Consider the following 19,524-nt stretch of genomic DNA (forward strand, 5'->3'; position numbering starts at 1 on the left):
CCTTGAGGCGCACGACGCGGCGGCCGGCGCGGGCGTGGGTGACCAGCAGGTCGTTGATGGTCTCCTGGGCCATGGAGCGGCCGCGGGGCAGCTTCGAGGCGTCGATGACCTCCACCTCGGGGGGGAGCGAGGCGAGCAGCGACTGGGGGCCGAGGTGGTCGGCGACGACGACGTCGGCGGTGGCCAGCGCCTGCCGGCCGCGCACGGTGATCAGCCCCGGGTCACCCGGGCCGCCGCCCACCAGCACCACGCTGCCCGCGGGGGTCGGGCGTGCGGCGCGGTCGCGGATGCTGCCGTCGGTCAGCCCGGCGACGATCGCGTCCCGCACCCCGATCGCCCGCTGGGGGTCACCGCCGCCGTGCACGCCCACCACCAGGTCGCCCTGCCGGCCGATCGCCGGGGTCCAGACGCTGGAGGCGGCGCGGTCGTCGGCGCGCGCGCAGAAGATGCGGGCGCGCTCGGCCTCCTCGGCCACCGCCGCGTTGACCGCCGGGTCGTCGGTGGCGGCGACGGCGTACCAGGCGCCGTCGAGGTCCCCGGTCCGGTAGGGCCGCCGGTGCCACGTCGTGCTGCCGGCCGCGGCCAGCGACTCGAGCGCCGGGGTGACCTCCGGGCTCACCACCGTGACGCGGGCCCGGGCCTCCAGCAGGCCGGCGACGCGCCGGTGGGCGACCCGGCCGCCGCCCACGACGACGACCGTCCGGTCGCGCAGCCGCAGGCCGACCGGGTAGACCGTGCCCGATCCGGGGGGCACCGGGGTGGCGTTCAGCGGACCTCCTCGGGGGCGCCGGTGGTGGTCTCCTCCGCGGAGCCGGGAAAACGTGTCCGGGACAGGATCCCAGCGAGGGTCGCCGCGAACGCGCGCGAGGTCCCCGGATCGCGCACCGCGACCCGGAGGTGGTCGGGCGTCAGGCCGGGGAACGAGTCGCCGCGGCGGACCGCCCACCCGGCGTCGCGCAGCTCCGCCCGCACCCGCGCGCCGCCGGGCACGCGCAGGAGGACGAACGAGGAGCGGGGGTCGGCGACCACCTCGACCGGTGCCGGCAGCGCGGCGAGCAGCGCGCCCCGGTGGCCGGCGAGCTCGACGGCTGCGGCGCCGGCCTCGGCGCGCGCGGCCGGCGTGGTGCAGGCGGCCAGCGCGGCGAGCGCCGGGGTGGACACCGGCCAGTGCGGCTGCTGGTCGGCCAGCGCCGCGACGAGCTCCCGGGGGCCGAGCGCGTAGCCGACCCGCAGCCCGGCGAGCCCCCAGGTCTTGGTCAGGCTGCGCACCACGAGCAGTCCCGGGAGGTCACCGCGCCCGGCCAGCGACTCGGTCTCGCCGGGCACGGTGTCGGCGAACGCCTCGTCGACGACGAGCACCCGCCCGGGCCGGGCCAGGGCCGCGAGGTGCTCGGCCGGGTGCAGCACCGACGTCGGGTTGGTGGGGTTGCCCAGCACCACCAGGTCGGCGTCGTCGGGGACGGCCGCTGGGTCGAGCCGGTAGCCGTCGGACGCGGCGAGGAGCAGTCGGGTCACCGGGTGCCCCGCGGCCCGCAGGGCGGCCTCCGGCTCGGTGAAGGACGGGTGGACGACGACGGCCTTCCGGGGGCGCAGGGCCCGCGCGAGCAGCACGAAGACCTCGGCGGCGCCTGCGGCCAGCAGCACCTCGCCGGGGTCGCGGCCGTGCGCGGCGGCCACCGCCTCACGGGCCGGGGTCTGGTCCGGGTAGGCGGCGCTGCCGTCGAGCGCCTGGCGCAGCACGACCCGTAGCCACTCCGGTGGCGTGCCGGCGCGCACGTTGACGGCGAGGTCGACCAGGCCGGGCGCCAGCTCGGCGTCGCCGTGGTGCCGCAGATCGGTCACGTCTCCTCTTCGCTGTCGCAACGGGCTCGGCGGTCATCAGACCACGGTCGTGTAACAGCCGTGTGGCGTCACTTGACGATCCGGAAAGCGAAGGGGCAGACTTTCCGGTATGGAAAGTCGCGAGGACGATGCCCGTACCCAGCTCGCAGCGCTGCGGGCCGACCGGGCGGCGCTGGCCGAGCGGGTGGTCCAGCCGTGGTGGTACGACGCGCTCCTCGGCCTGCTGACGTTCCTGCTGTTCGCGTCGTACTCGTTCGCCTTCCCCTGGCTGACGCTCGGTGCGCTGGTGGTCTACCTGGCCGGGCTCCGCGGGCTGATGGCGGTCTACCGGCGGCTGACCGGCGCCTGGGTCGGCGGTGACCGGCCGGGGCCCACCCGCCGGGCGTACACGGCGTGGCTGGTCGGTGCCACGCTGGTCGTGGTGCCGGCGCTGGTCCTCGAGCTGCTGCTCGACGTCCACGGGGCGATGGTCGTGGCCGGCGCGGTCCTCGGGATCGGCATCGCGCTCGTCAGCCGGTGGTGGACGCGCATCTACGTCGCCGAGCTGCGCGGCGAGCTGTGACCGCCGTCGAACCGCGCTTCGACCCGGTGGTGCACGCGCCGCCCCGGCTGCAGGTCTGCGGGCTGCTGGCCGTCGTCGACACCATGGACTTCGCGACGGTGCGCGAGCAGGTCGGCGTCAGCGACTCGGTGCTCTCCAAGCACGTCAAGCAGCTGGAGGAGGCCGGGTACGTGACGGTCCGCAAGGCCACCCGCGCATCCCGGGTGCGCACCAGCCTGGCGCTGACCCCGGCCGGCCGGGCGGCCTTCGAGGCCCACGTCGCCGAGCTGCGGCGGATCACCGGCGGCTGAGTTCGGCCGCGGGGTGGCGCCGGGCCGCCGGGAGCGATCGAGCCCGCTGGATCCCGGTGGTGCGCCCGACGGGCAGGTGGAGCCGGGTCGCCGGACGTCCAGCCGTGTCACGGCGCGGCTGGACGTCCGGTGGTGCGGCTCGACCCGCACACCGGCTCGGGGCGGTACACCCGACCTCCCGCCCGGATCGCCTGCACTGCCGCATCACCGGCGGCTGACCCCCTGCGCGTGGCCTGCGGCACAGCGGCAGAGTGTGCGCCGGCGGCGGAGCGGGGAGCGGGGAGCGGGGGACGGGTGCGGGGCGGACGGGGTGCGACGCTGCTCGACGCGGCCGCCGTCGGCACCGGCGCCGTCGTGCTGGCCCTGCTGCTGGGGCTGGTCGGCCTGCCGTCGCCCGCGTTGTTCGGCGGGCTGGTCGCCGGGCTGGTCCGCGCGCTGGCGGTCCCCGCGCCGGCGCGGGTCCCCGAGCGGTTCGGCACCGCCGGGCAGGCCGTCATCGGCGTCTCCATGGGTGCCCTGGTCGACCTCGGCACGCTGCGGGCGGTGGCCGCCGACTGGCTGCCGGTCCTCCTGGTCACCGTCGCGACGCTCGTGCTGAGCCTGCTGGCCGGGCTCGCGCTGCGGCTGCACCGGGGGATCAGCCCGGTCACCGGGGCGTTCGCGATGATCGCCGGCGGCGCGTCTGGGATCGTGGTGATGGCCCGGGACCTCGGCGCCGACGAGCGCATGGTGGCGGTCATGCAGTACCTGCGGGTGCTGCTCATCGTCCTGCTCATGCCGGTGGTCGCCACCACCGCCTACGGCGCCACCGCGGGAGCCGGGCTCACCCCCGGCGACGCCGGTGGACCGGGCTGGCCGGCCGGGCTGGCGTTCACCGCGGCCTGCTCGCTCGTGGGGCTGGTCGGGGGCCGGCTGCTCCGGGTCCCCGTCGCCGCCCTGTTGGGCCCGCTGGTCGCCGCCGCGGTCGCCGACCTGACCGGTCTCTCCGGCGGTGCGGGGGTGCCCGCCCTCGTCGAGAGCGCGGCCTTCCTCGTGATCGGCCTGCAGGTCGGCATCAGCTTCACCCGCGGGAGCCTGCGGACCATCGGTCGCGCCCTGCCGCTGGCGCTGGGGATCATCCTGGCCCTGGTGCTGGCGTGCGCCGGGCTGGGCGGGCTCCTGGCCGGCGCCACCGGGGTCACCGCGCTCGAGGGCTACCTGGCCACCACGCCCGGTGGCCTCTACGCGGTGCTGGCCACCGCCCGCGACTCGGGGGCCGACACCACCTTCGTCCTCGCCGTCCAGGTGCTGCGGCTGTTCGTCATGCTCTTCAGCGCGCCGCTGATCGCGCGCCGGCTGCGGCGCAGACCCCTGGGCTGAGCTGCCGGCCACCGGGCCGCCGGAGGGCGGGGACCTGACGAGCGAGCCGGACGCGCCTACCCTCGTGGGCCGGCGCACGAGCGGGAGGAGACGGACCTGTCCGAGGAGAAGGCGGCCACGACCGGGGCCGACGCCGACGACGCGGTGCTGCTGTTCGTCGGCGGCCCGCTCGACGGCCGGGTGCAGATCCGGGAGGCGCGGCACGGTGACCCGCTGCCGACGGTGACCCACGTCCACCTCCACGGCGGGCCGAAGGTCGTGCACCGCTACGACCTGGAGCCGATCGGCGACGGCGTCGGCGTCTACAACCTGCGGCCGCCGGTGCGGCGGCCCGCGCGGGACGAGTCGGTCGCGGACTGACCCGCCTCACCAGCCCTGCACGCGGCGGGCCTCGCCCACGACGCGGTCGAAGCGGCGGCGGTCGAGGGCGGCGCCCTCCCGGCGGACCGTCGCGGGATCGAGCACCAGCAACCGGTCCAGCCGCACCTCGCTCGCCCGGCCCCGCGAATCCCAGGCGCCGGTGCCGATGTCGGTCCACGACCGGCCGTGACGGGCTTCGTCGGCGCCGTCCCGGTCGTGGTCCCGGCTGGTGAGCATCAGACCGAGGAGGTCCTCGCCACGCCGGCCGATGATCAGCACCGGCCGGTCCTTGCCCCGGCCGTCGTCCTCCTCGAAGGGCACCCAGGCCCAGACGATCTCCCCGGGATCGGGTCGGTCGTCGTCGAACGGCCGGTACTCCACGTCCGGTGCGCCGGCCGGCCGCCGGATCGCCGCCGGCGCGGGACGCCCGCCCGCGGTGCGGTCGGGGGAACGGCTGCCGCGCAGCAGGTGCAGCACGCGGCCGGCGGTGTGCGCCGCCGTCCGCCCGAACCGCCGGAACCTGGCCATGCCTGCACCGTACGAAGCCGTGGCCGCGGCGGCACGGTGCGCCCTGCGGACACGGAACCATCACCGGGTGCCACACGTGACACATCGGCACCATTTGCTCACCGTGGGGGTTGGCTGGGTCGATACGGGGGCACGATGGGCGCACGGGAGCGTGGCGGCGCCCCGGGAGAGAGGGGGCTCCATGACTTCGGCCGAGCCGGCGCGCCCGGCGGTCCCACGCTCGCGCGAGGTGCAGGCGAGCGTGCTCGCCGCCTTCCAGCTGGTGGAGGACGCCCGTTACCTGGGCTCCAGTCGCAGACGCCGCCGCCTGCGGGTGCGCGCCGTGGCCGAGCGGGCCGTCGCCGACCGGAAGCTCGCCCGGGACCTGCGCGCCGGCTGAGACCCGCGTCCTGACTCATCCTCAGGCGACGCAGAACTCGTTGCCCTCGGGATCGGCGAGCGTCACCCACGCCGTCGGCCCCTGCCGGCCGCGCCACAGCTCGCGGGCGCCGAGGCCGACCAGGCGGGCCACCTCCGCCTCGACCCGCTCCGGCCCCACGGGCACGTCCAGATGCAGCCGGTTCTTCACCGTCTTCGCCTCGGGGACGAGCTGGAACAACACCCGTGGCCGGCCCGGGTCGGGCGAGGTGATCGCCGCACCGGCCCGCCAGACCAGCGCGCCGCGGTGCGTGGTGGTGTCGTCCTCGGTGGCCGCGCCGACCTCCACCATCCGGCGGATGAAGCCCTCGTCCTGGGGCTCCACCTGCCAGCCCAGTGCCTGGGCCCACCAGTCGGCGAGGTCGTGCGGCGCGGAGCTGTCGACCACGACCTGGATGTCGAACGCCATGGCCGGAATCTAGGTCGGGGTGCCGACATCCCGGAACCCGATCACAGCTCCTGGGCCAGCTCCGCCCGCATCGTCGCGTCGTCGGGCAAATCGTCCGCCAGCGCGCAGTGGTCCTTGAGCACCCGGCCGAAGGGGGTGAGCGCCTTCGGGTCGATCCGCTTCGCCGGGTCCCACAGGCCCGAGCGCATGACCGACTTCGGGCACTGGAAGTAGGCCCGCCGCACCTCGAGGACGAGCACCGACAGCGGTGCGCGGCCGAACTCGGTGAGGTCCACGGGCAGCTCGTCCGGGGCGACCAGCGTCGCCGTGCCGTACACGCGCAGGGTCTGCTCGACGCCGGGGACGAGGAACATCAGCGCGGCGCGCGGGTTAGCGGCGATGTTCCGCAGGCTGTCGACGCGGTTGTTGCCCGGCCGGTCGGGCAGCAGGAGCCGGCGCTCGTCGAGGACGTGCACGAAGCCCGGATCGCCCCCGCGCGGCGAGACGTCCGGCCAGCCCTCGGCGTCCGCCGTGGCCAGCGTGGCGAAGGGGGAGTACGCGATGAACTCCCGGCAGTGGGCGTCCAGGTGGTCGATCACCTTGTCCAGCACCAGACCGCCCGGCGTCCGGTAGCCGGCGAGCGCCGGGTCGTCGGTGGGCGGCGGAGGCGGGGGAGCGGCGGGCACGCGACGACCGTAGACGGTGCCGGGGCTAGCGTGGCGCCTCGTGCCGCAGGTGTGGAGCTCCCCCGTCCGATACGTCGAGTGCGACCAGCAGGGCGTCGTCTTCAATGCGCACTACCTGACGTGGGCCGACGAGGCGTCCAACGGGTGGTGGGCCGCGCAGGGGTTCGCGTGGGACGAGCTGGTCGCCCGCGGCATCGACCCGGTGGTCAAGGCCAGCGCGCTCGAGTGGACGTCGTCGGCCCGCTGGGGCGACACCGTCGCCGTGGACGCCGAGACGGAGAAGGTCGGCCGCACCAGCGTGTCGGTGCGGTTCACCGTGCGGGTGGGCGACCGGGTCTGCTGCGTGGTCCGCACCACCTACGTCTCCGTCACCGACGGCCGCGCCACCCCCTGGCCGGACGACGTGCGGGCACGGCTCAGCGCGGGCTGAACCCCGCGCCGGGAGGCAGCATCGGCAGGTCGGCGGGCGGTCCCGCCTCGATCAGCCGCCACAGCGCGTCGGTGTCGGCGTGCTCGGCGACCAGGTCGCCGAGCCGGTCCAGCCGGGCCTCCCGCACCGCCGCGAAGTCGGTGTCCGGCGCGGGCACGAACCGGCGGCCGGTGATCCGGGCGATCTCGGCGAGGAAGGCCCGGCGGAAGCCGTCGTTCTCCAGCGCGCCGTGCCACGTCGTCCCGAAGACCGCACCCACGCGCGCCCCGTCGAGGAACGGCTCGGCCTCGCCGTCGACGGTCACGAGCCCGTGGTGGATCTCGTAGCCGTGCACGGTCTCGCCCAGGGCGGACCCCACGGGGCGGGCCAGGGTCTTCTCCCGGGCGAACCGGACAACGGTGGGCAGCAGGCCCAGCCCGGCCACCGTGCCCGCCCGGGACTCCACCTCGTCGGTGATCGACCGGGCCAGCATCTGGTGGCCGCCGCAGATTCCGAGCAGCGGCGTCCCCTCCGCCGCCCGGCGCCGGACGGCGTCGGCGAGCCCGGTGGCGCGCAGCCAGGCCAGGTCGGCGACGGTCGCGCGGGTCCCGGGGAGCACGACCAGGTCGGCGTCGGCGAGCTCCTCGGGCCGGGTGGCGTACCGCACGAGCACACCGGGCTCGGCGGCCAGCGCGTCGAGGTCGGTGAAGTTCGACAGCCGGGGCAGGCGGGCGACCGAGACGCGCAGGACGTCGTCGCCGACCGGGGCGGAGCCGGAGGTCGCGGCGGGCACGTTCAGCGAGTCCTCGACGTCCAGCTCCAGGCCGGTGAGCCAGGGCAGGACGCCGAGCGTCGGCCGGCCGGTGAGCGCGGTCAGCTGGTCCAGCCCGGGCCGCAGCAGCCGCACGTCGCCGCGGAACTTGTTCACCAGGAAGCCGGCGACCAGCCGCTGGTCCGACGGCGGCATCAGCGCCACCGTGCCGTGCAGGGCGGCGAAGACCCCGCCCCGGTCGATGTCGCCCACGACGACCACGGGCAGGCCGGCGGCGGTGGCCAGGCCCATGTTGGCGATGTCGTCGGCCCGCAGGTTGATCTCGGTGGGGGAGCCGGCGCCCTCGCAGACGACGACGTCGAAGCGCGACCGCAGGTCCGCGAGCGACTCGAGCACCTGCTCGAGGAGCGCCGCCTTCATCGGCCGGTAGGACAGGGCGGTGACGTCGGCGACCGGCCGGCCGAGCACGACCACCTGGCTGGAGTTCTCGCCGCCCGGCTTCAGCAGCACCGGGTTCATGGCCGCCTCCGGCTCGACCCGCGCCGCCGCCGCCTGCATCACCTGGGCGCGGCCGATCTCGGCGCCGTCGGGCGTGACCATGGAGTTGTTGCTCATGTTCTGCGCCTTGAACGGGGCCACCGAGACCCCCTGGCGCACCAGCCACCGGCACAGCCCCGCGGTGACCACCGACTTGCCGGCGTCCGAGGTCGTGCCGGCGACGAGCAGCCCTCCGCTCACGCCGCCTCGCGCGGGGCGTCCCAGCCGGCCTTCTCCTGGCCGGAGAGATCGGCGATCGCCAGCATGATCCGGTCGGTCACCTCGCGGCGGGCGCGGTTGCGGTTCGCCTGGCCGGCCAGCTCGGGAAAGGTCAGCGGCTCGCCGAAGGTGATCGCGATGCGGTGCGGGCGCGGCCAGCGCGCGCCCACCGGCTGCACCTTGTCGGTGCCACGCACCGCGACCGGGACGACGGGGCAGTCGGCGGTGAGCGCGAGCCAGGCGACCCCGGTCTTGCCGCGGCCCAGCCGGCCGTCCTTGGACCGGGTGCCCTCCGGGTAGAGGCCGAAGGCGGTGCCGCCCCGCAGGATGCCGAGTGCGGTGTCCAGGGCGGCCTGCGCGGCCCGGTGGGTCTCCCGCTCGACCGGGTGGGCCCCCAGCGCGGTGAACAGCGTGCGGGTGAGCCACCCGCCGAATCCCCGGCCCGTGAAGTACTCGGCCTTGGCCAGGTAGGCCACCCGGCGTGGAGCGGCCAGCGGGATGGCGATGCTGTCGATGAAGGAGAGGTGGTTGCTGGCGAGGATGACCGGCCGGTCGAGCGGCACGTTCTCGCGTCCGGTGATCTGCGGCCGGCACATGAGGAAGAACAGCGGGCGCAGCACGAACCGGGCCAGGACGTAGAACATCGCAGGCTCTCCCTCCTCGGCGGCCCGGGGGCCGCGACCCCGGACACCACGGGCTGCCCGCGATCCTGCCGGAACCCGCCCGGCGGCGGGACGGCGGCTCCGGCGAGGGCCCGCCGCGCGGCTACCCAGGGGGGCAGGCGTCGCGGAGGATGACGCGCACGTCCTCGGGCAGCCGGCCGTGCCCCGTGGCCGAGGCGGTGATGGCCTGGGCCACGTCCCGGACCTTCCGGTGGGTGTGGCTGGAGATGTGGGACAGCAGGTCGAACGCCACCTGCTCGGCGCAGCCGGTGAGCAGCATGAGGATGCCCTTGGCCTGCTCGATGACAGCCCGGCTGGTCATGGCCGCCCGGAGCTGCTCGACCTCGGCCCGGAGGGTCTCGGTGCCGGTGGACCCGGGCGCCGGTGGCCGGGAGCCGGTGAGGTCGACGCAGATGCCCTCCACCGCGCGGACGCCGCCCGCGTCGTCCCGGTCGGGTTCGCCGACCAGCAGCACCGGTCGCGGTGGGCGTGCCGGGTGCACGACGCGGGTCTCGACGGCGAACGGCCGGCCGGCCCCGCAGGCCGAGAGGGCGGCGAGCACCCGCCCCCCGTCGTCGGGGTGCTGGACGCCGATCAGCGCCTCGGTGCAGGGCGCGGTGGCCGTGATGTCCAGGCCGAGCAGGTCGTGCATCTCCCGCGACCACCACCAGCTCCCGGTGTGCCGGTCGAACCGGTAGCGGCCGGCGATGGCCGGCGCCGGGGCGGGGTGCCGCGTGATGGTGCGGCGCGGTTCCCGGTCCCGGTCGAGCGGCGGGCGGGTGGCCGGACGGGAGCGGGCGGGTGCCGGTGACGACATGGTCGACCTCCTGGACGGAGACGTGCCGGTGCGGGCAGGCCCCCGGGCGCCGGCTGCTCGACACCCGGGTGCCCCGGCCCCGCGGGGACCGGGCCTCCCGATGCGAGGACGGTACGTCGACGCGGCGGTCCCCGCACCGGTTCGCGGGCCCGGGGACCGCCGGTTGCAGCTCAGACCACGGTGAGCGGGCGCGGCGGCGAGTCGGCGGGGCCGGTGCGGCGCACCGTCGAGTCGAGCCGGGCCAGCACGCCGACGGCGGCCCGCAGCCGCTCCGGGGGCAGGGTGAAGGGCAGGCGGAGGTGGTCGTCGAAGGCGTGCCCGGTGCCGAACGCCCGCCCTTCGGCGAGCAGCAGCCCGAGCTCCGCGGCGGCCGCGGTCAGCTCGGCGGAGCTGGTCCCGGGCGGCAGCCGGCACCAGGCGGAGAGGCCGCCGGCGGGCACCGGAGCGCTCCAGTCGGGCAGCTGCCGGGCCAGCTCGGCCAGGAGGACGTCGCGCCGCTCCCGGAGCTGCGCCCGCCGGTCCCCGAGGATCTCGTCGAGCTGCCGCACCAGGACGGTGGCGGCCAGCTGGTCGAGCACCCCGACCGACAGCTGCCGCCTGATCAGCGCCTCGCCCAGCCGGCCGGCGAGGGTCGCCTCCGTCCGCAGCCAGCCGATGCGCAGGCCGCCCCACACGGCCTTGGACAGGCCGCCGACGGTCACGACCGCCGCGTCGGGGACCCCGGCGGCGAACGGCGGCGCGGCCGGGCCGTCCAGGTGCAGGCCCGTGGCCACCTCGTCGACCAGGGTCACGATCCCGTGCTGCCAGAGCGTGGCGGCCAGCCGCCGGCGCCCGGTCGCCGACAGCCCGGCGCCGGTGGGGTTGGAGCAGTCGGGCATCAGGTAGGCCAGGCGGGGGCTGCTCTGCCGGGCGACCAGCTGGGCCGTCCCGACCAGCGCGTCGGGCTCGGCCGGATCGACCACCGCGGGCACGCAGCGCCCCCCGGCCGCCGCGACCAGGCCCACCGCGCCGGGGTACGTCGGGTGCTCGACGAGAACCCGGTCGCCGGGCTCCAGCAGCGTCTCCAGGACGAGCGCGGCCGCATCGCCGACGCCCGCGGTGATCACCACCTGGTCGGCGTCGGTGGGCAGCCCGCGGGAGGTGAACCACCCCGCGACCGCCGCGCGCAGCCCGGGCAGCCCGCTGGGCGCGTAGCCGTGGGCGGGCAGGTGCGCCGGCAGCTCGCCGAACGCCTGCTCGTAGGCCGGCAGCAGCTGGGGCGCCGCCTCCGGGGCGGCGTGCGCCAGGTCGAGCACCCCGGGGGTGGTGCTGGGCGGTGCCCAGCCGGAGCGGACGTCGGGGAGCGCGGTCACGGTGCCCGACCCGTGCCGGGTCCGGGCGAACCCCTCCTCGCGCAGCACCCGGTAGGCCGATGCCACGGTGACGCGGCTGACGTCCAGCTCGGCGGCGAGCTCCCGTTCGGCGGGGAGCCGGGTACCGACGGGCAGGGAGCCGGTGGTCAGCAGCTCCCGGACCCGTCGGGCGACCCCCGCGTACCGCGGTGCGGGCAACCCGTCGGGCGGCCCGATGAGAGTGGCGAGCTCGCGGGCGCCGGTGGACTTCCCTGCTGCGGGTGGCATGCGGGCCACCATGCCGGATTGGCCTGGGATCTGCCACTGTCGACCGTGCCACTGTGCTCGGCATGGATACAGGTGGTGTCGTCGCGATGGTGCTCGTTCTGCTGGGACTGGGGTACCTGTCGGTGTCCACGCTCCTGATCACGGTGCGGGGTGGCCGCGGGCCGGGTGACCCGCCGGCCAGCCACCCCCGGGTCGATCCGGCCGGCTTCCCGGTGCCACCACGCCCGCGTGCCGCGGCGCACCGGCGCCGTCAGCGACGGAGCCGGCGCGCCAGCACCGCCGCGACCGCCGCCGCGGTCCACACCGCGCGGGAGAGGGTCACGGCCCGGGGGATGTCCGCGGTTCCCGGCGGCCGGCCGTCGCCCAGCGCCGGCCGGTCCTCCACCCGGCTGCCGTAGACGTTGCGGCCGCCCAGCCGCAGGCCGAGCGCGCCGGCGAGCGAGGCCTCACAGCGCCCCGCGTTGGGGCTGGGGTGCGCGGCGCCGTCGCGGCGCCAGGCGCGCAGCGCGCCGGCGGCGGACCCGCCCACCAGGGGGGCGCACCCGACGGTCAGGGCCGCGGTCAGCCGGGCGGGCGCCCAGTTGGCGACGTCGTCGGCCCGGGCGGCGGCCCAGCCGAAGCGGGCGTACCGCGCCGACCGGTGGCCCACCATCGCGTCGAGGGTGTTCACCGCCCGGTAGCCCAGCAACCCCGGCAGCCCGGCCAGGGCACCCCAGAACAGCGGGGCGACGGCGGCGTCGGAGGTGTTCTCGGCCACCGACTCCACCGTCGCGCGCGCGAGCTCCGCCGCCGCCAGCCCGCTCGGGTCGCGCCCCGCCAGGCCGGGCAGCGTGGCCCGGGCGGCGGGGAGGTCGTCGCCGGCCAGGGCTTCGTGCATCCGCCCGGCCACCCGCGCCAGCGACGTGCCGCCCAGCACCGTCCACGTCGCGGCCGCCGTCGCGGCCGTGCGCAGCACCGGGCGGGAGCGGGTGGCGCGGTCGGCAGCCACCCCGAGCGCGGTCGCGCCGCCCACGAGCACGGCCCAGTGGCCGGCACCCGCGGCGCGGGAGTCCCGCCACACCCGGCGCTCCAGCGCGGCGGCGGCCCGGCCGAGACCGGCGACCGGGTGACCCCGCCGCGGATCGGCGAGCGCGAGGTCGGCCAGCGCGCCGAGCGCCAGCCCCAGCGCGGTCGCGGCATCGGGGCTCGGGCGCACCGCGCCATCGTGCCAAGGCCCCGGCGGGCGTCCGCCCGCGGTGGTCCTCCCTAGGATCGCCGCATGCGCCTGTTCGGCCGTTACGACGGCGTCGCCCGGCCGATCGTCACCTACGGCAGCAACCCGGTGCTGCACCGCCGGTGCGCCGAGGTGACCGTCTTCGACGACGCGCTGCGGCGGCTGGTGCTCGACATGTTCGCCAGCATGGAGGCCGCCGACGGTGTCGGGCTGGCCGCCAACCAGATCGGCGTGGACGCGCGGGTCTTCGTCATCGACTGCCCGGACGCCGACGGGGAGGACGTCGTCGGCTACGTCGTCAACCCGGCCCTGACGCTGCTCCAGCCGGTCGGGGACGACCCGGCGGAGGAGCTCACCGAGGAGGGCTGCCTCTCGGTGCCCGGCCCCTACGCCGAGCTGCCGCGGGCCTTCCGGGCGCGGGTCGACGGCGTCGACCTGCACGGCGACCCGGTGGTCATCGAGGCGACCGGCATGGCGGCCCGCTGCCTGCAGCACGAAGTGGACCACCTCGACGGCACCGTGTACGTCGACCGGCTCCCGGCGCAGGAGCGCGAGCGGCTGCTGGCCGAGGCGGCCGGCCCCGGCGGCGAGCTCCCCGCCTGAGCGCGGGGCGGAAAACCAGGTGAGCGCGCCGGGGAGATCACCCATGATCCTCCGTCGGCACCCGCACCACCACGAGAGAAGGCACCACCGGTGACACCGCTGACCGAGAACGAGGTCCGGCGCTCGTTCGTCAATTGCTCCCGCGGCGAGGCGAAGACCCTCACGCTGCCCACGGACTTCGGCGAGCTGGACTGGGGCGAGCAGGTCGTGCTCGGCTGGCGCGACCCGAAGGCTCCGCTGCGCGGGTACCTGGTCGCGCAGGTCGACGGCGAGACCGTCGGGATCGCCGTCCGGGCCGCCGAGAGCCGCATGTCCAGCCGGACGGCGGCGATGTGCCTGCTCTGCCAGACCGCGCAGTCCGGCGACGCCGTGTCGCTGTTCACCGCCCGGCGCACCGGGGACGCCGGGCGCAACGGCAACACGGTGGGCACCTACATCTGCGCGGACCTGCAGTGCTCCCGGCGCGTCCGGACCGAGATCCCGCCGTGGCTGCAGGAGCGGGACCCCGCGGAGGTGGTCGCCGAGCGGGCCGCGGAGCTGCACGAGCGGATCGCCGGGTTCGTCGGCTCCGTACGGCGGAGCTGACAACCGCGGGTGCGCGGCCCGGCGACCGGGTAGCGAGGGCCCATGGCGCTCCCCGAGGTCCTCGTGCTCGTGCTCGCCGGTGGCAAGGGCAACCGGCTGGAACTGCTCACCGAGCAGCGGGCCAAGCCCGCCGTCCCGTTCGCCGGGGTCTACCGGCTGATCGACTTCCCGCTGTCGAACTGCGAGCACTCGTCGATCGCGAACGTCTGGGTGTCGGTGCAGTACCAGCCGCAGTCGGTCAACGAGCACCTGGGCGGCGGTCGCCCCTGGGACCTGGACCGCACGAACGGCGGCCTCATGATGCTGCCGCCGTTCCAGGGCAGCGAGCGGGGCGGTTTCACCGAGGGCACCGCCGACGGCTTGTGGCGGCAGTCCGAGCTGATCCGGCAGTTCGCCCCCGACGCGCTCGTGGTCGTGAGCTCCGACGCCGTCTACAAGCTGGACTACCGCGACGTCGTCGACAGTCACCTGGGCTCCGGGGCGGAGGTCACGATGGTGACCACCGAGGTCGAGGCGGACGACGCCTCCCGCTACGGCATCGTCGAGGTCGGTGAGGGGGGCCGGGTGACCGGCTACGCCTACAAGCCCGACGACCCGGCGACGACGACGGCGACCAACGAGGTGTTCGTCTTCTCCCCGGAGCCCACGCTGGACCGGCTGGAGGCACTGAGCCGCGATGTCGGCGAGGACGGCCTGGAGGACCTCGGCGACCACCTGCTGCCCGCGCAGACGAAGGACGGGCTTGCCCGCGCCTACCCGCTGAACGGCTACTGGCGCGACGTCGGCACCATCGAGTCCTACTGGCGGACGAACCGCGAGTTCCTCGACGAGGAGCCGCCGCTGGACCTCGACGACCCGCGCTGGCCCGTGCACACCCGGGGTGGGCGGCACAGCGCCGCCCGGGTGCTCGACGACGGGAGGATCGAGAACAGCCTGCTGTCCGGCGGTACCCGGATCTCCGGCAACGTGCGCGGCTCGGCGCTCTCCCCGGGCGTGGTGGTCGAGCGGGGCGCCACGGTCGTCGACTCGGTGCTGCTGCCGGGCGTCCGGGTGCGCTCGGGGGCGACGGTGACCCGGTCGGTGCTCGACGACGGCGTCGACGTCGGGCGGGGGGCGTCCATCGGCGGGGACGGGGAGATCACCCTGGTCGGCCGGGCGGCGCGGGTCGCCGACGGCAGCCAGCTGGCCGCGGGCGCCCGCTTCCCCGAACCGGAGGGCTGAGCCCCGCGGGACGCGGCCGCCGGGCCGCACCGGGGAGCCGACGCCCTCTGCGCCGCCCGACCGCGCCCCAGGGGCCCGGCGGAGCGTTCTGGGACGATGGGCCGCGGGGCCGTCGTGCCCCCGCATCCGCCCGGGCAGCGCCGTCCCGGTCCCGATCCGAGCCGCCGCTCGTCCAGGAGTTCCCCATGACCCGCCGCACCGTTCCCGGCACCCTGCTCGCCCTGGCCCTCGCCGTCGCCCTCACCGCGTGCGGCGGGGAGGACGGGACCGGTTCGTCGTCCGCCGGCTCGACGGCGGTGGTCGCCGACGAGGTGACCACCGACCTCTCCGAGGCTCCCGAGGTGCCCGCGTCCGACGAGCCCGCACCGACCGAGCTCGTCGTCGAGGACGTGGTGGTCGGGGACGGCGCGGAGGCCGTCGAGGGCAGCACCGTCGCGGTGAAGTACGTGGGCGGGTTCTACGAGACCGGCGAGGAGTTCGACTCCTCGTGGAGCCGGGGCGCCGACGAGACCCTGCCGGTCACCCTCGGCGCGGGGCAGGTCATCCCGGGCTTCGAGCAGGGGATCACCGGCATGCAGGTCGGTGGCCGGCGGGTGATCGTCATCCCCAGCGAGCTGGGCTACGGCGAGCAGGACCGCGGACCCATCCCCGGCGGCTCGACGCTGGTCTTCGTGGTCGACCTCGTGGAGGTCGGCGCCTGACCGCGCGCGCTGCGCAGGGCGACGCGCAGCGCGTCACGCCACGCCGCGTCGGAGGGGCACATCGCCGGTCGCCGCATCGGCCCGGCCGGCGGCGGGCACCGGATCCCGCATGAGCATCCTCGGGAAGTTGACGGGCACGGCGCAGAGCGCGACGCGGGGTGGCCGGGGCCTGGGCCGCAGGACGTCCGCGAGCAGGGGCACCGGGCGTGGCCGCCGGGCCACCTCCGGCACCGGGCGCGGTCGCTCGGCCTCCTCCGGTGGTGGCATCGGGCGTCTCGTGCAGGGTTTCCTCCGCCGTCGCTGAGCGGGGACGACGGCCCGGCCGCACGGCCGGGCCGTCCTCACTCGCAGATCTCCAGCCGGGTCACCGAGCCGTTGTGCGGGGTGATCGCGGGCATCGCGTCGGGCCCCAGCCCGGCCGCCACGGCCTGCACCGCGCGGATCGTGTCCCCGTGGGTCACCAGCGCGACCACGTCGGCCGGGGGCTCGGCGCACAGCTGGGTGAGGTAGGCCGCCACCCGCGCGTGCAACTCGGCCAGGCTCTCGCCGCCCTCGGCGGACCAGTGGGCGTCGGACCAGTCGACGACGTCCCACAGCTCCCGGGACGGCCGGCCCTCCAGGACGCCGTACCCCTGCTCGCGCAGCGCCGGGGTGGTGCTGAAGGGCAGCCCGGTGGCGCGGGCGCAGTACTCGGCGGTCTGCACCGCGCGGAGCAGATCGCTGGAGAGCAGCGCACCCGGCCGCAGGCCGGCCAGCTCCGCGGCGGCCGCCTCGGCCTGCGTGCGGCCCAGCGGCGTCAGGGGCACGTGGGCCACCTGGCCCTGCATGCGGCCCGCGGCGTTCCACTCGCTCTGCCCGTGGCGCACGAGCAGCAGGGTGACAGGTCGGGCCATGGCAAGGAGGCAGCGTAGGGCAGGGGCTCGCGGGCCCGCACGCCCCGCCTCGTACCGTCGTGGCCGTGAGCATCCCCGTCCGCCCCGGCGCGGCCCGCCCCGCAGCCCGTCCGGGTGACCCGGACCCCCTGGCGCCCCTCCTCGACCTGCCGGGCGTGCGCGACGCCGCCGACGCGGCCCGTGCCGGCGTGGACCGGCTCCTGGGGCACCGCGTGCTGCGCCGGGAGTCCGCGGGCGTGAGCACCGAGTCGGCCCTGCGCGGGGCGCGGGCCTCCGCGGCGCTGGCCGGCGTCGACGTGCCGCTCGCCGAGCTGCGGGCCGGCGGGGTGGACGACCCGGTGGTGCAGGGCGCGCTGCGGGTCTCGGCGGCGCTGGGCTCGATGGTCGAGACCTGGCCGCGGGCGCCGGGGCAGGTGCTGGCCCGCCTGCACGTGCTGGCCGCCGCGGACCTCGCCGACCGGGCCGCGCTCGGTCGTCCGGCCGCGCACGCCGGCCCCCGGCTGGCCGGCCTGTTCTCCGTGGCCAGCAGCACCTCCACCGTGCCCGCCGTCCTCGTGGCGGCGCTGGTGCACGGCGAGCTGGCGGCGCTGGCACCGTTCGGCGTGGCCGACGGCGTCGTCGCCCGGGGTGCGGCCCGGCTGACCGGCATCGCCCGCGGGCTGGACCCGAAGGCCGTGTCGGTGCCCGAGGTGGGCTTCGTCGAGCTCGGCCGGGAGGCCTACGGCGAGGCGCTGGCCGGCTACGCGGCGGGCACCCCCGAGGGCGTGGCCGCGTGGCTGGTGCACTGCTGCCGCGCCACCGAGCACGGGGCCCTGGAAGGACTGGCCATCTGCGAGAGCCTGCTCCGCGGCTGAGACTGGGGGCATGCGCACTCTCGACGTCCCGGGGCTCGGCCCCGTCAGCCGCATCGGTCTGGGCACCTGGCAGTTCGGCTCCCGCGAGTGGGGGTACGGCGACACCTACGCCGACCGGGCAGCCCGCGACATCGTGCGCCGGGCGCGCGAGCTCGGCATCACCCTGTTCGACACCGCCGAGATCTACGGCTTCGGGCGGAGCGAGCGGATCCTCGGCGAGGCGCTGGGGGAGGAGCGGGACCAGGTCGTCGTCGCCAGCAAGATCTTCCCGGTGGCGCCGTTCCCCCGGGTGGTGCGGCAGCGCTGGACGGGCAGCGCCCGCCGCCTGGGCCTGGACCGCATCCCGCTCTACCAGGTGCACCAGCCCAACCCGGTGGTGCCCGACACGGTGACCATGCCGGGCCTGCGGGCGCTGCTCGACGAGGGGCGGATCGGCGCCGCCGGCGTTTCCAACTACTCGCTGGACCGCTGGCGGGCCGCCGACGCCGCGTTCGGTGCGCCCGTGGTCGCGAACCAGGTGCAGTTCTCGCTGGCGCACGCCGGCCCGCTCGAGGACCTGGTCCCCTTCGCCGAGCGCGAGGACCGGCTGGTCATCGCCTACAGCCCGCTGGCCCAGGGCCTGCTCGGCGGGAAGTACTCGGCCGACCACCGGCCCGGGGGCGTGCGCGCGGCCAACCCCCTGTTCGGCACCGAGAACCTGCGCCGGGTCGAGCCGCTGCTCGACGTGCTGCGCCAGGTGTCCGACGCGCACGACGCGACCCCCGCCCAGGTCGCGCTGGCGTGGCTGGTCGCGCAGCCGCGCGTGGTGGTGATCCCCGGCGCCTCCAGCGTGGAGCAGCTGGAGTTCAACGCCGCCGCCGACGACCTGGAGCTGGCCGAGGACGAGGTGGCGGCGCTGACCGCGGCCGCGCGCGCGTTCACCCCGGTGTCGGGCGCGCGCACCCTCGTCGACGGGCTCCGGGAGCGGTTCGGTCGCTGAGCGTCAGGCGCCGCGGCGACGCCGCCGCGGCGCCGGCGCGGTGGCGGGCGGCAGCCCGGCGCGCAGCGCCCGGTGCCGGGCGTACCAGGCGAGCCCGACGACGGCGGCGCCGACGCCCATGGCGGCGCCGGTGACCACCGGCGCCGGCGGCACCGAGAACCGGGAGCGCATGCTCACCGGCCGCTCGAAGCGCAGCACCGGCCAGCCGCGCTGCAGCGCGGCCTTGCGCAGCCCGCGGTCGGGGTTGACGGCGGTGGGGTGGCCCACGACCGAGAGCATCGGCAGGTCGGTGATCGAGTCGCTGTAGGCGTAGCAGTCGGCCAGGTCGTACCCGCCCTCGGCGGCCAGCCGGCGGATCGCCTCGGCCTTGTGCTCGCCGTAGGCGTAGAACTCGATCTCGCCGGTGTACCGGCCGTCCTCGACGACCATCCGGGTGGCGACGACGCGGTCGACGCCGAGCATCTCGCCGATGGGCTCCACCATCTCCGCCCCGCTGCTGGAGACGATGATGATCTCCCGGCCGGCGGCGCGGTGCTCCTCGATGAGATCGGCGGCCTCGGCGTAGACCAGCGGGTCGACGATCTCGTGCAGGGTCTCGCGGACGATCTCGTGCACCGTCGCGACGTCCCAGCCGGTGACCATCGCGGTGAGCTGGGTGCGCAGCCGCTCCATCTGCTGGGCGTCGGCGCCGGCGAGGGAGAAGACGAACTGCGCGTACGCCGTCTTCAGCACGGCGCGCCGGTTGATCAGCCCACCGTGGAAGAACGGCCGGCCGAAGGCCAGCGTGCTGGACTTGGCGATGACCGTCTTGTCGAGGTCGAAGAACGCCGCGGCGCGGGACACGTCAGTCACGGTAGCTGGATCGGCAGGTAGGGCACCGGGATGCACGGTGTCCACACCCGATGGGGTCATCCACAGTTCCCCTTCCGTTCTGGTGCCGTCCCCCGGGCGTCCGATGGGGTCGCCCCGTGCCCGTCCCGACGCCGTCCCGACCGCTCCGCCCGCTCG

At 76.4% G+C, this 19,524-nt stretch carries 24 protein-coding genes; 12 read left to right on the forward strand and 12 right to left on the reverse strand.

The window, feature by feature from the left end:
• Together ACI79S_RS03315 and cobC are read right to left on the reverse strand one after the other, a co-directional pair.
• On the reverse strand, nt 1-754 hold a 754-nt coding region (locus ACI79S_RS03315), incomplete at its 3' end, for a siroheme synthase family protein (protein WP_456592020.1).
• Between the two features lie 11 nt (nt 755-765).
• Complete coding sequence (gene cobC / locus ACI79S_RS03320; protein WP_456592021.1) at nt 766-1,842, reverse strand: Rv2231c family pyridoxal phosphate-dependent protein CobC; 1,077 nt, start codon at nt 1,840-1,842, stop codon at nt 766-768.
• A 109-nt stretch (nt 1,843-1,951) separates the two neighbouring features.
• On the opposite strand from cobC, the gene ACI79S_RS03325 reads away from it, so the two are divergent.
• The 4 genes from ACI79S_RS03325 to ACI79S_RS03340 all read left to right on the forward strand — a co-directional run bounded on the left by ACI79S_RS03325 (nt 1,952) and on the right by ACI79S_RS03340 (nt 4,413).
• A complete protein-coding gene (locus ACI79S_RS03325; RefSeq protein ID WP_456592022.1) occupies nt 1,952-2,404 on the forward strand; it encodes a hypothetical protein in 453 nt (150 codons plus the stop codon).
• Nucleotides 2,401-2,694 carry a winged helix-turn-helix domain-containing protein gene (locus tag ACI79S_RS03330; RefSeq protein WP_456592023.1) on the forward strand — a complete coding sequence of 98 codons (294 nt, stop codon included), beginning with the start codon at nt 2,401-2,403 and terminating at the stop codon, nt 2,692-2,694. The genes ACI79S_RS03325 and ACI79S_RS03330 overlap by 4 nt, the downstream gene beginning before the upstream one ends.
• Before the next feature lie 294 nt (nt 2,695-2,988).
• Nucleotides 2,989-4,053 (forward strand): AbrB family transcriptional regulator, encoded by a 1,065-nt coding sequence (locus ACI79S_RS03335; protein ID WP_456592024.1) that lies wholly within the window; start codon nt 2,989-2,991, stop codon nt 4,051-4,053.
• Between the two features lie 144 nt (nt 4,054-4,197).
• Nucleotides 4,198-4,413 carry a hypothetical protein gene (locus tag ACI79S_RS03340; RefSeq protein WP_456592025.1) on the forward strand — a complete coding sequence of 72 codons (216 nt, stop codon included), beginning with the start codon at nt 4,198-4,200 and terminating at the stop codon, nt 4,411-4,413.
• Between the two features lie 6 nt (nt 4,414-4,419).
• On the opposite strand, the gene ACI79S_RS03345 is transcribed toward ACI79S_RS03340, so the two are convergent.
• Nucleotides 4,420-4,941: a type II toxin-antitoxin system PemK/MazF family toxin gene (locus tag ACI79S_RS03345; RefSeq protein WP_456592026.1), complete on the reverse strand. Its 522-nt coding sequence runs from the start codon at nt 4,939-4,941 to the stop codon at nt 4,420-4,422.
• Nucleotides 4,942-5,122: 181 nt separating this feature from the next.
• Here ACI79S_RS03345 and ACI79S_RS03350 point away from each other — a divergent pair, with 181 nt between their 5' ends.
• The gene (locus ACI79S_RS03350) at nt 5,123-5,320 is read left to right on the forward strand and encodes a hypothetical protein (RefSeq protein ID WP_456592027.1); all 198 of its coding nucleotides are present in this window, start codon (nt 5,123-5,125) and stop codon (nt 5,318-5,320) included.
• Between the two features lie 21 nt (nt 5,321-5,341).
• Here ACI79S_RS03350 and ACI79S_RS03355 read toward each other — a convergent pair whose 3' ends face one another.
• Both ACI79S_RS03355 and ACI79S_RS03360 read right to left on the reverse strand, forming a co-directional pair.
• Nucleotides 5,342-5,767, reverse strand: coding sequence for a VOC family protein (locus ACI79S_RS03355; protein WP_456592028.1), 426 nt, complete (start codon nt 5,765-5,767; stop codon nt 5,342-5,344).
• A gap of 41 nt (nt 5,768-5,808) precedes the next feature.
• On the reverse strand, nt 5,809-6,432 hold the full coding sequence (locus ACI79S_RS03360) for an MSMEG_1061 family FMN-dependent PPOX-type flavoprotein (RefSeq protein ID WP_456592029.1): 624 nt from the start codon (nt 6,430-6,432) through the stop codon (nt 5,809-5,811).
• 40 nt (nt 6,433-6,472) lie between these two features.
• On the opposite strand from ACI79S_RS03360, the gene ACI79S_RS03365 reads away from it, so the two are divergent.
• On the forward strand, nt 6,473-6,862 hold the full coding sequence (locus ACI79S_RS03365) for an acyl-CoA thioesterase (protein ID WP_456592030.1): 390 nt from the start codon (nt 6,473-6,475) through the stop codon (nt 6,860-6,862).
• Here the strand turns inward: ACI79S_RS03365 and ACI79S_RS03370 are convergent.
• The 5 genes from ACI79S_RS03370 to ACI79S_RS03390 all read right to left on the reverse strand — a co-directional run bounded on the left by ACI79S_RS03370 (nt 6,849) and on the right by ACI79S_RS03390 (nt 12,662).
• Nucleotides 6,849-8,351 (reverse strand): cobyric acid synthase, encoded by a 1,503-nt coding sequence (locus tag ACI79S_RS03370; protein WP_456592031.1) that lies wholly within the window; start codon nt 8,349-8,351, stop codon nt 6,849-6,851. The genes ACI79S_RS03365 and ACI79S_RS03370 overlap by 14 nt on opposite strands.
• Nucleotides 8,348-9,013, reverse strand: a complete 666-nt coding sequence (locus ACI79S_RS03375; RefSeq protein WP_456592032.1) for a lysophospholipid acyltransferase family protein — start codon at nt 9,011-9,013, stop codon at nt 8,348-8,350. Before ACI79S_RS03375 ends, ACI79S_RS03370 begins: the two co-directional genes overlap by 4 nt.
• Before the next feature lie 121 nt (nt 9,014-9,134).
• Nucleotides 9,135-9,848: an ANTAR domain-containing protein gene (locus ACI79S_RS03380; RefSeq protein ID WP_456592033.1), complete on the reverse strand. Its 714-nt coding sequence runs from the start codon at nt 9,846-9,848 to the stop codon at nt 9,135-9,137.
• Between the two features lie 170 nt (nt 9,849-10,018).
• Nucleotides 10,019-11,467: a MocR-like transcription factor YczR gene (gene yczR, locus ACI79S_RS03385; RefSeq protein ID WP_456592034.1), complete on the reverse strand. Its 1,449-nt coding sequence runs from the start codon at nt 11,465-11,467 to the stop codon at nt 10,019-10,021.
• Nucleotides 11,468-11,717: 250 nt separating this feature from the next.
• Nucleotides 11,718-12,662, reverse strand: a complete 945-nt coding sequence (locus ACI79S_RS03390; protein WP_456592035.1) for a cobalamin biosynthesis protein — start codon at nt 12,660-12,662, stop codon at nt 11,718-11,720.
• Between the two features lie 63 nt (nt 12,663-12,725).
• On the opposite strand from ACI79S_RS03390, the gene def reads away from it, so the two are divergent.
• From def to ACI79S_RS03410, 4 genes are all read left to right on the forward strand, one after another.
• Nucleotides 12,726-13,283 carry a peptide deformylase gene (gene def / locus ACI79S_RS03395; RefSeq protein WP_456592036.1) on the forward strand — a complete coding sequence of 186 codons (558 nt, stop codon included), beginning with the start codon at nt 12,726-12,728 and terminating at the stop codon, nt 13,281-13,283.
• Nucleotides 13,284-13,373: 90 nt separating this feature from the next.
• Entirely contained in the window at nt 13,374-13,868 is a 495-nt protein-coding gene (locus tag ACI79S_RS03400; RefSeq protein ID WP_456592037.1) for an FBP domain-containing protein, read from the forward strand.
• Between the two features lie 42 nt (nt 13,869-13,910).
• Nucleotides 13,911-15,089, forward strand: a complete 1,179-nt coding sequence (locus ACI79S_RS03405) for a glucose-1-phosphate adenylyltransferase family protein (protein ID WP_456592038.1) — start codon at nt 13,911-13,913, stop codon at nt 15,087-15,089.
• 185 nt (nt 15,090-15,274) lie between these two features.
• A complete protein-coding gene (locus ACI79S_RS03410; protein WP_456592039.1) occupies nt 15,275-15,790 on the forward strand; it encodes an FKBP-type peptidyl-prolyl cis-trans isomerase in 516 nt (171 codons plus the stop codon).
• A gap of 341 nt (nt 15,791-16,131) precedes the next feature.
• Here the strand turns inward: ACI79S_RS03410 and ACI79S_RS03415 are convergent, their stop codons facing one another.
• A complete protein-coding gene (locus tag ACI79S_RS03415; RefSeq protein WP_456592040.1) occupies nt 16,132-16,683 on the reverse strand; it encodes a histidine phosphatase family protein in 552 nt (183 codons plus the stop codon).
• A 65-nt stretch (nt 16,684-16,748) separates the two neighbouring features.
• Here ACI79S_RS03415 and ACI79S_RS03420 point away from each other — a divergent pair, with 65 nt between their 5' ends.
• Both ACI79S_RS03420 and ACI79S_RS03425 read left to right on the forward strand, forming a co-directional pair.
• Entirely contained in the window at nt 16,749-17,537 is a 789-nt protein-coding gene (locus ACI79S_RS03420) for an oxidoreductase (protein ID WP_456592041.1), read from the forward strand.
• Between the two features lie 10 nt (nt 17,538-17,547).
• Nucleotides 17,548-18,516 carry an aldo/keto reductase gene (locus tag ACI79S_RS03425; RefSeq protein ID WP_456592042.1) on the forward strand — a complete coding sequence of 323 codons (969 nt, stop codon included), beginning with the start codon at nt 17,548-17,550 and terminating at the stop codon, nt 18,514-18,516.
• Between the two features lie 3 nt (nt 18,517-18,519).
• On the opposite strand, the gene ACI79S_RS03430 is transcribed toward ACI79S_RS03425, so the two are convergent.
• Entirely contained in the window at nt 18,520-19,368 is an 849-nt protein-coding gene (locus ACI79S_RS03430) for an HAD family hydrolase (RefSeq protein ID WP_456592043.1), read from the reverse strand.
• Between the last annotated feature and the right edge of the window lie 156 nt (nt 19,369-19,524).

The organism is Blastococcus sp. SYSU DS1024, from assembly GCF_054050795.1.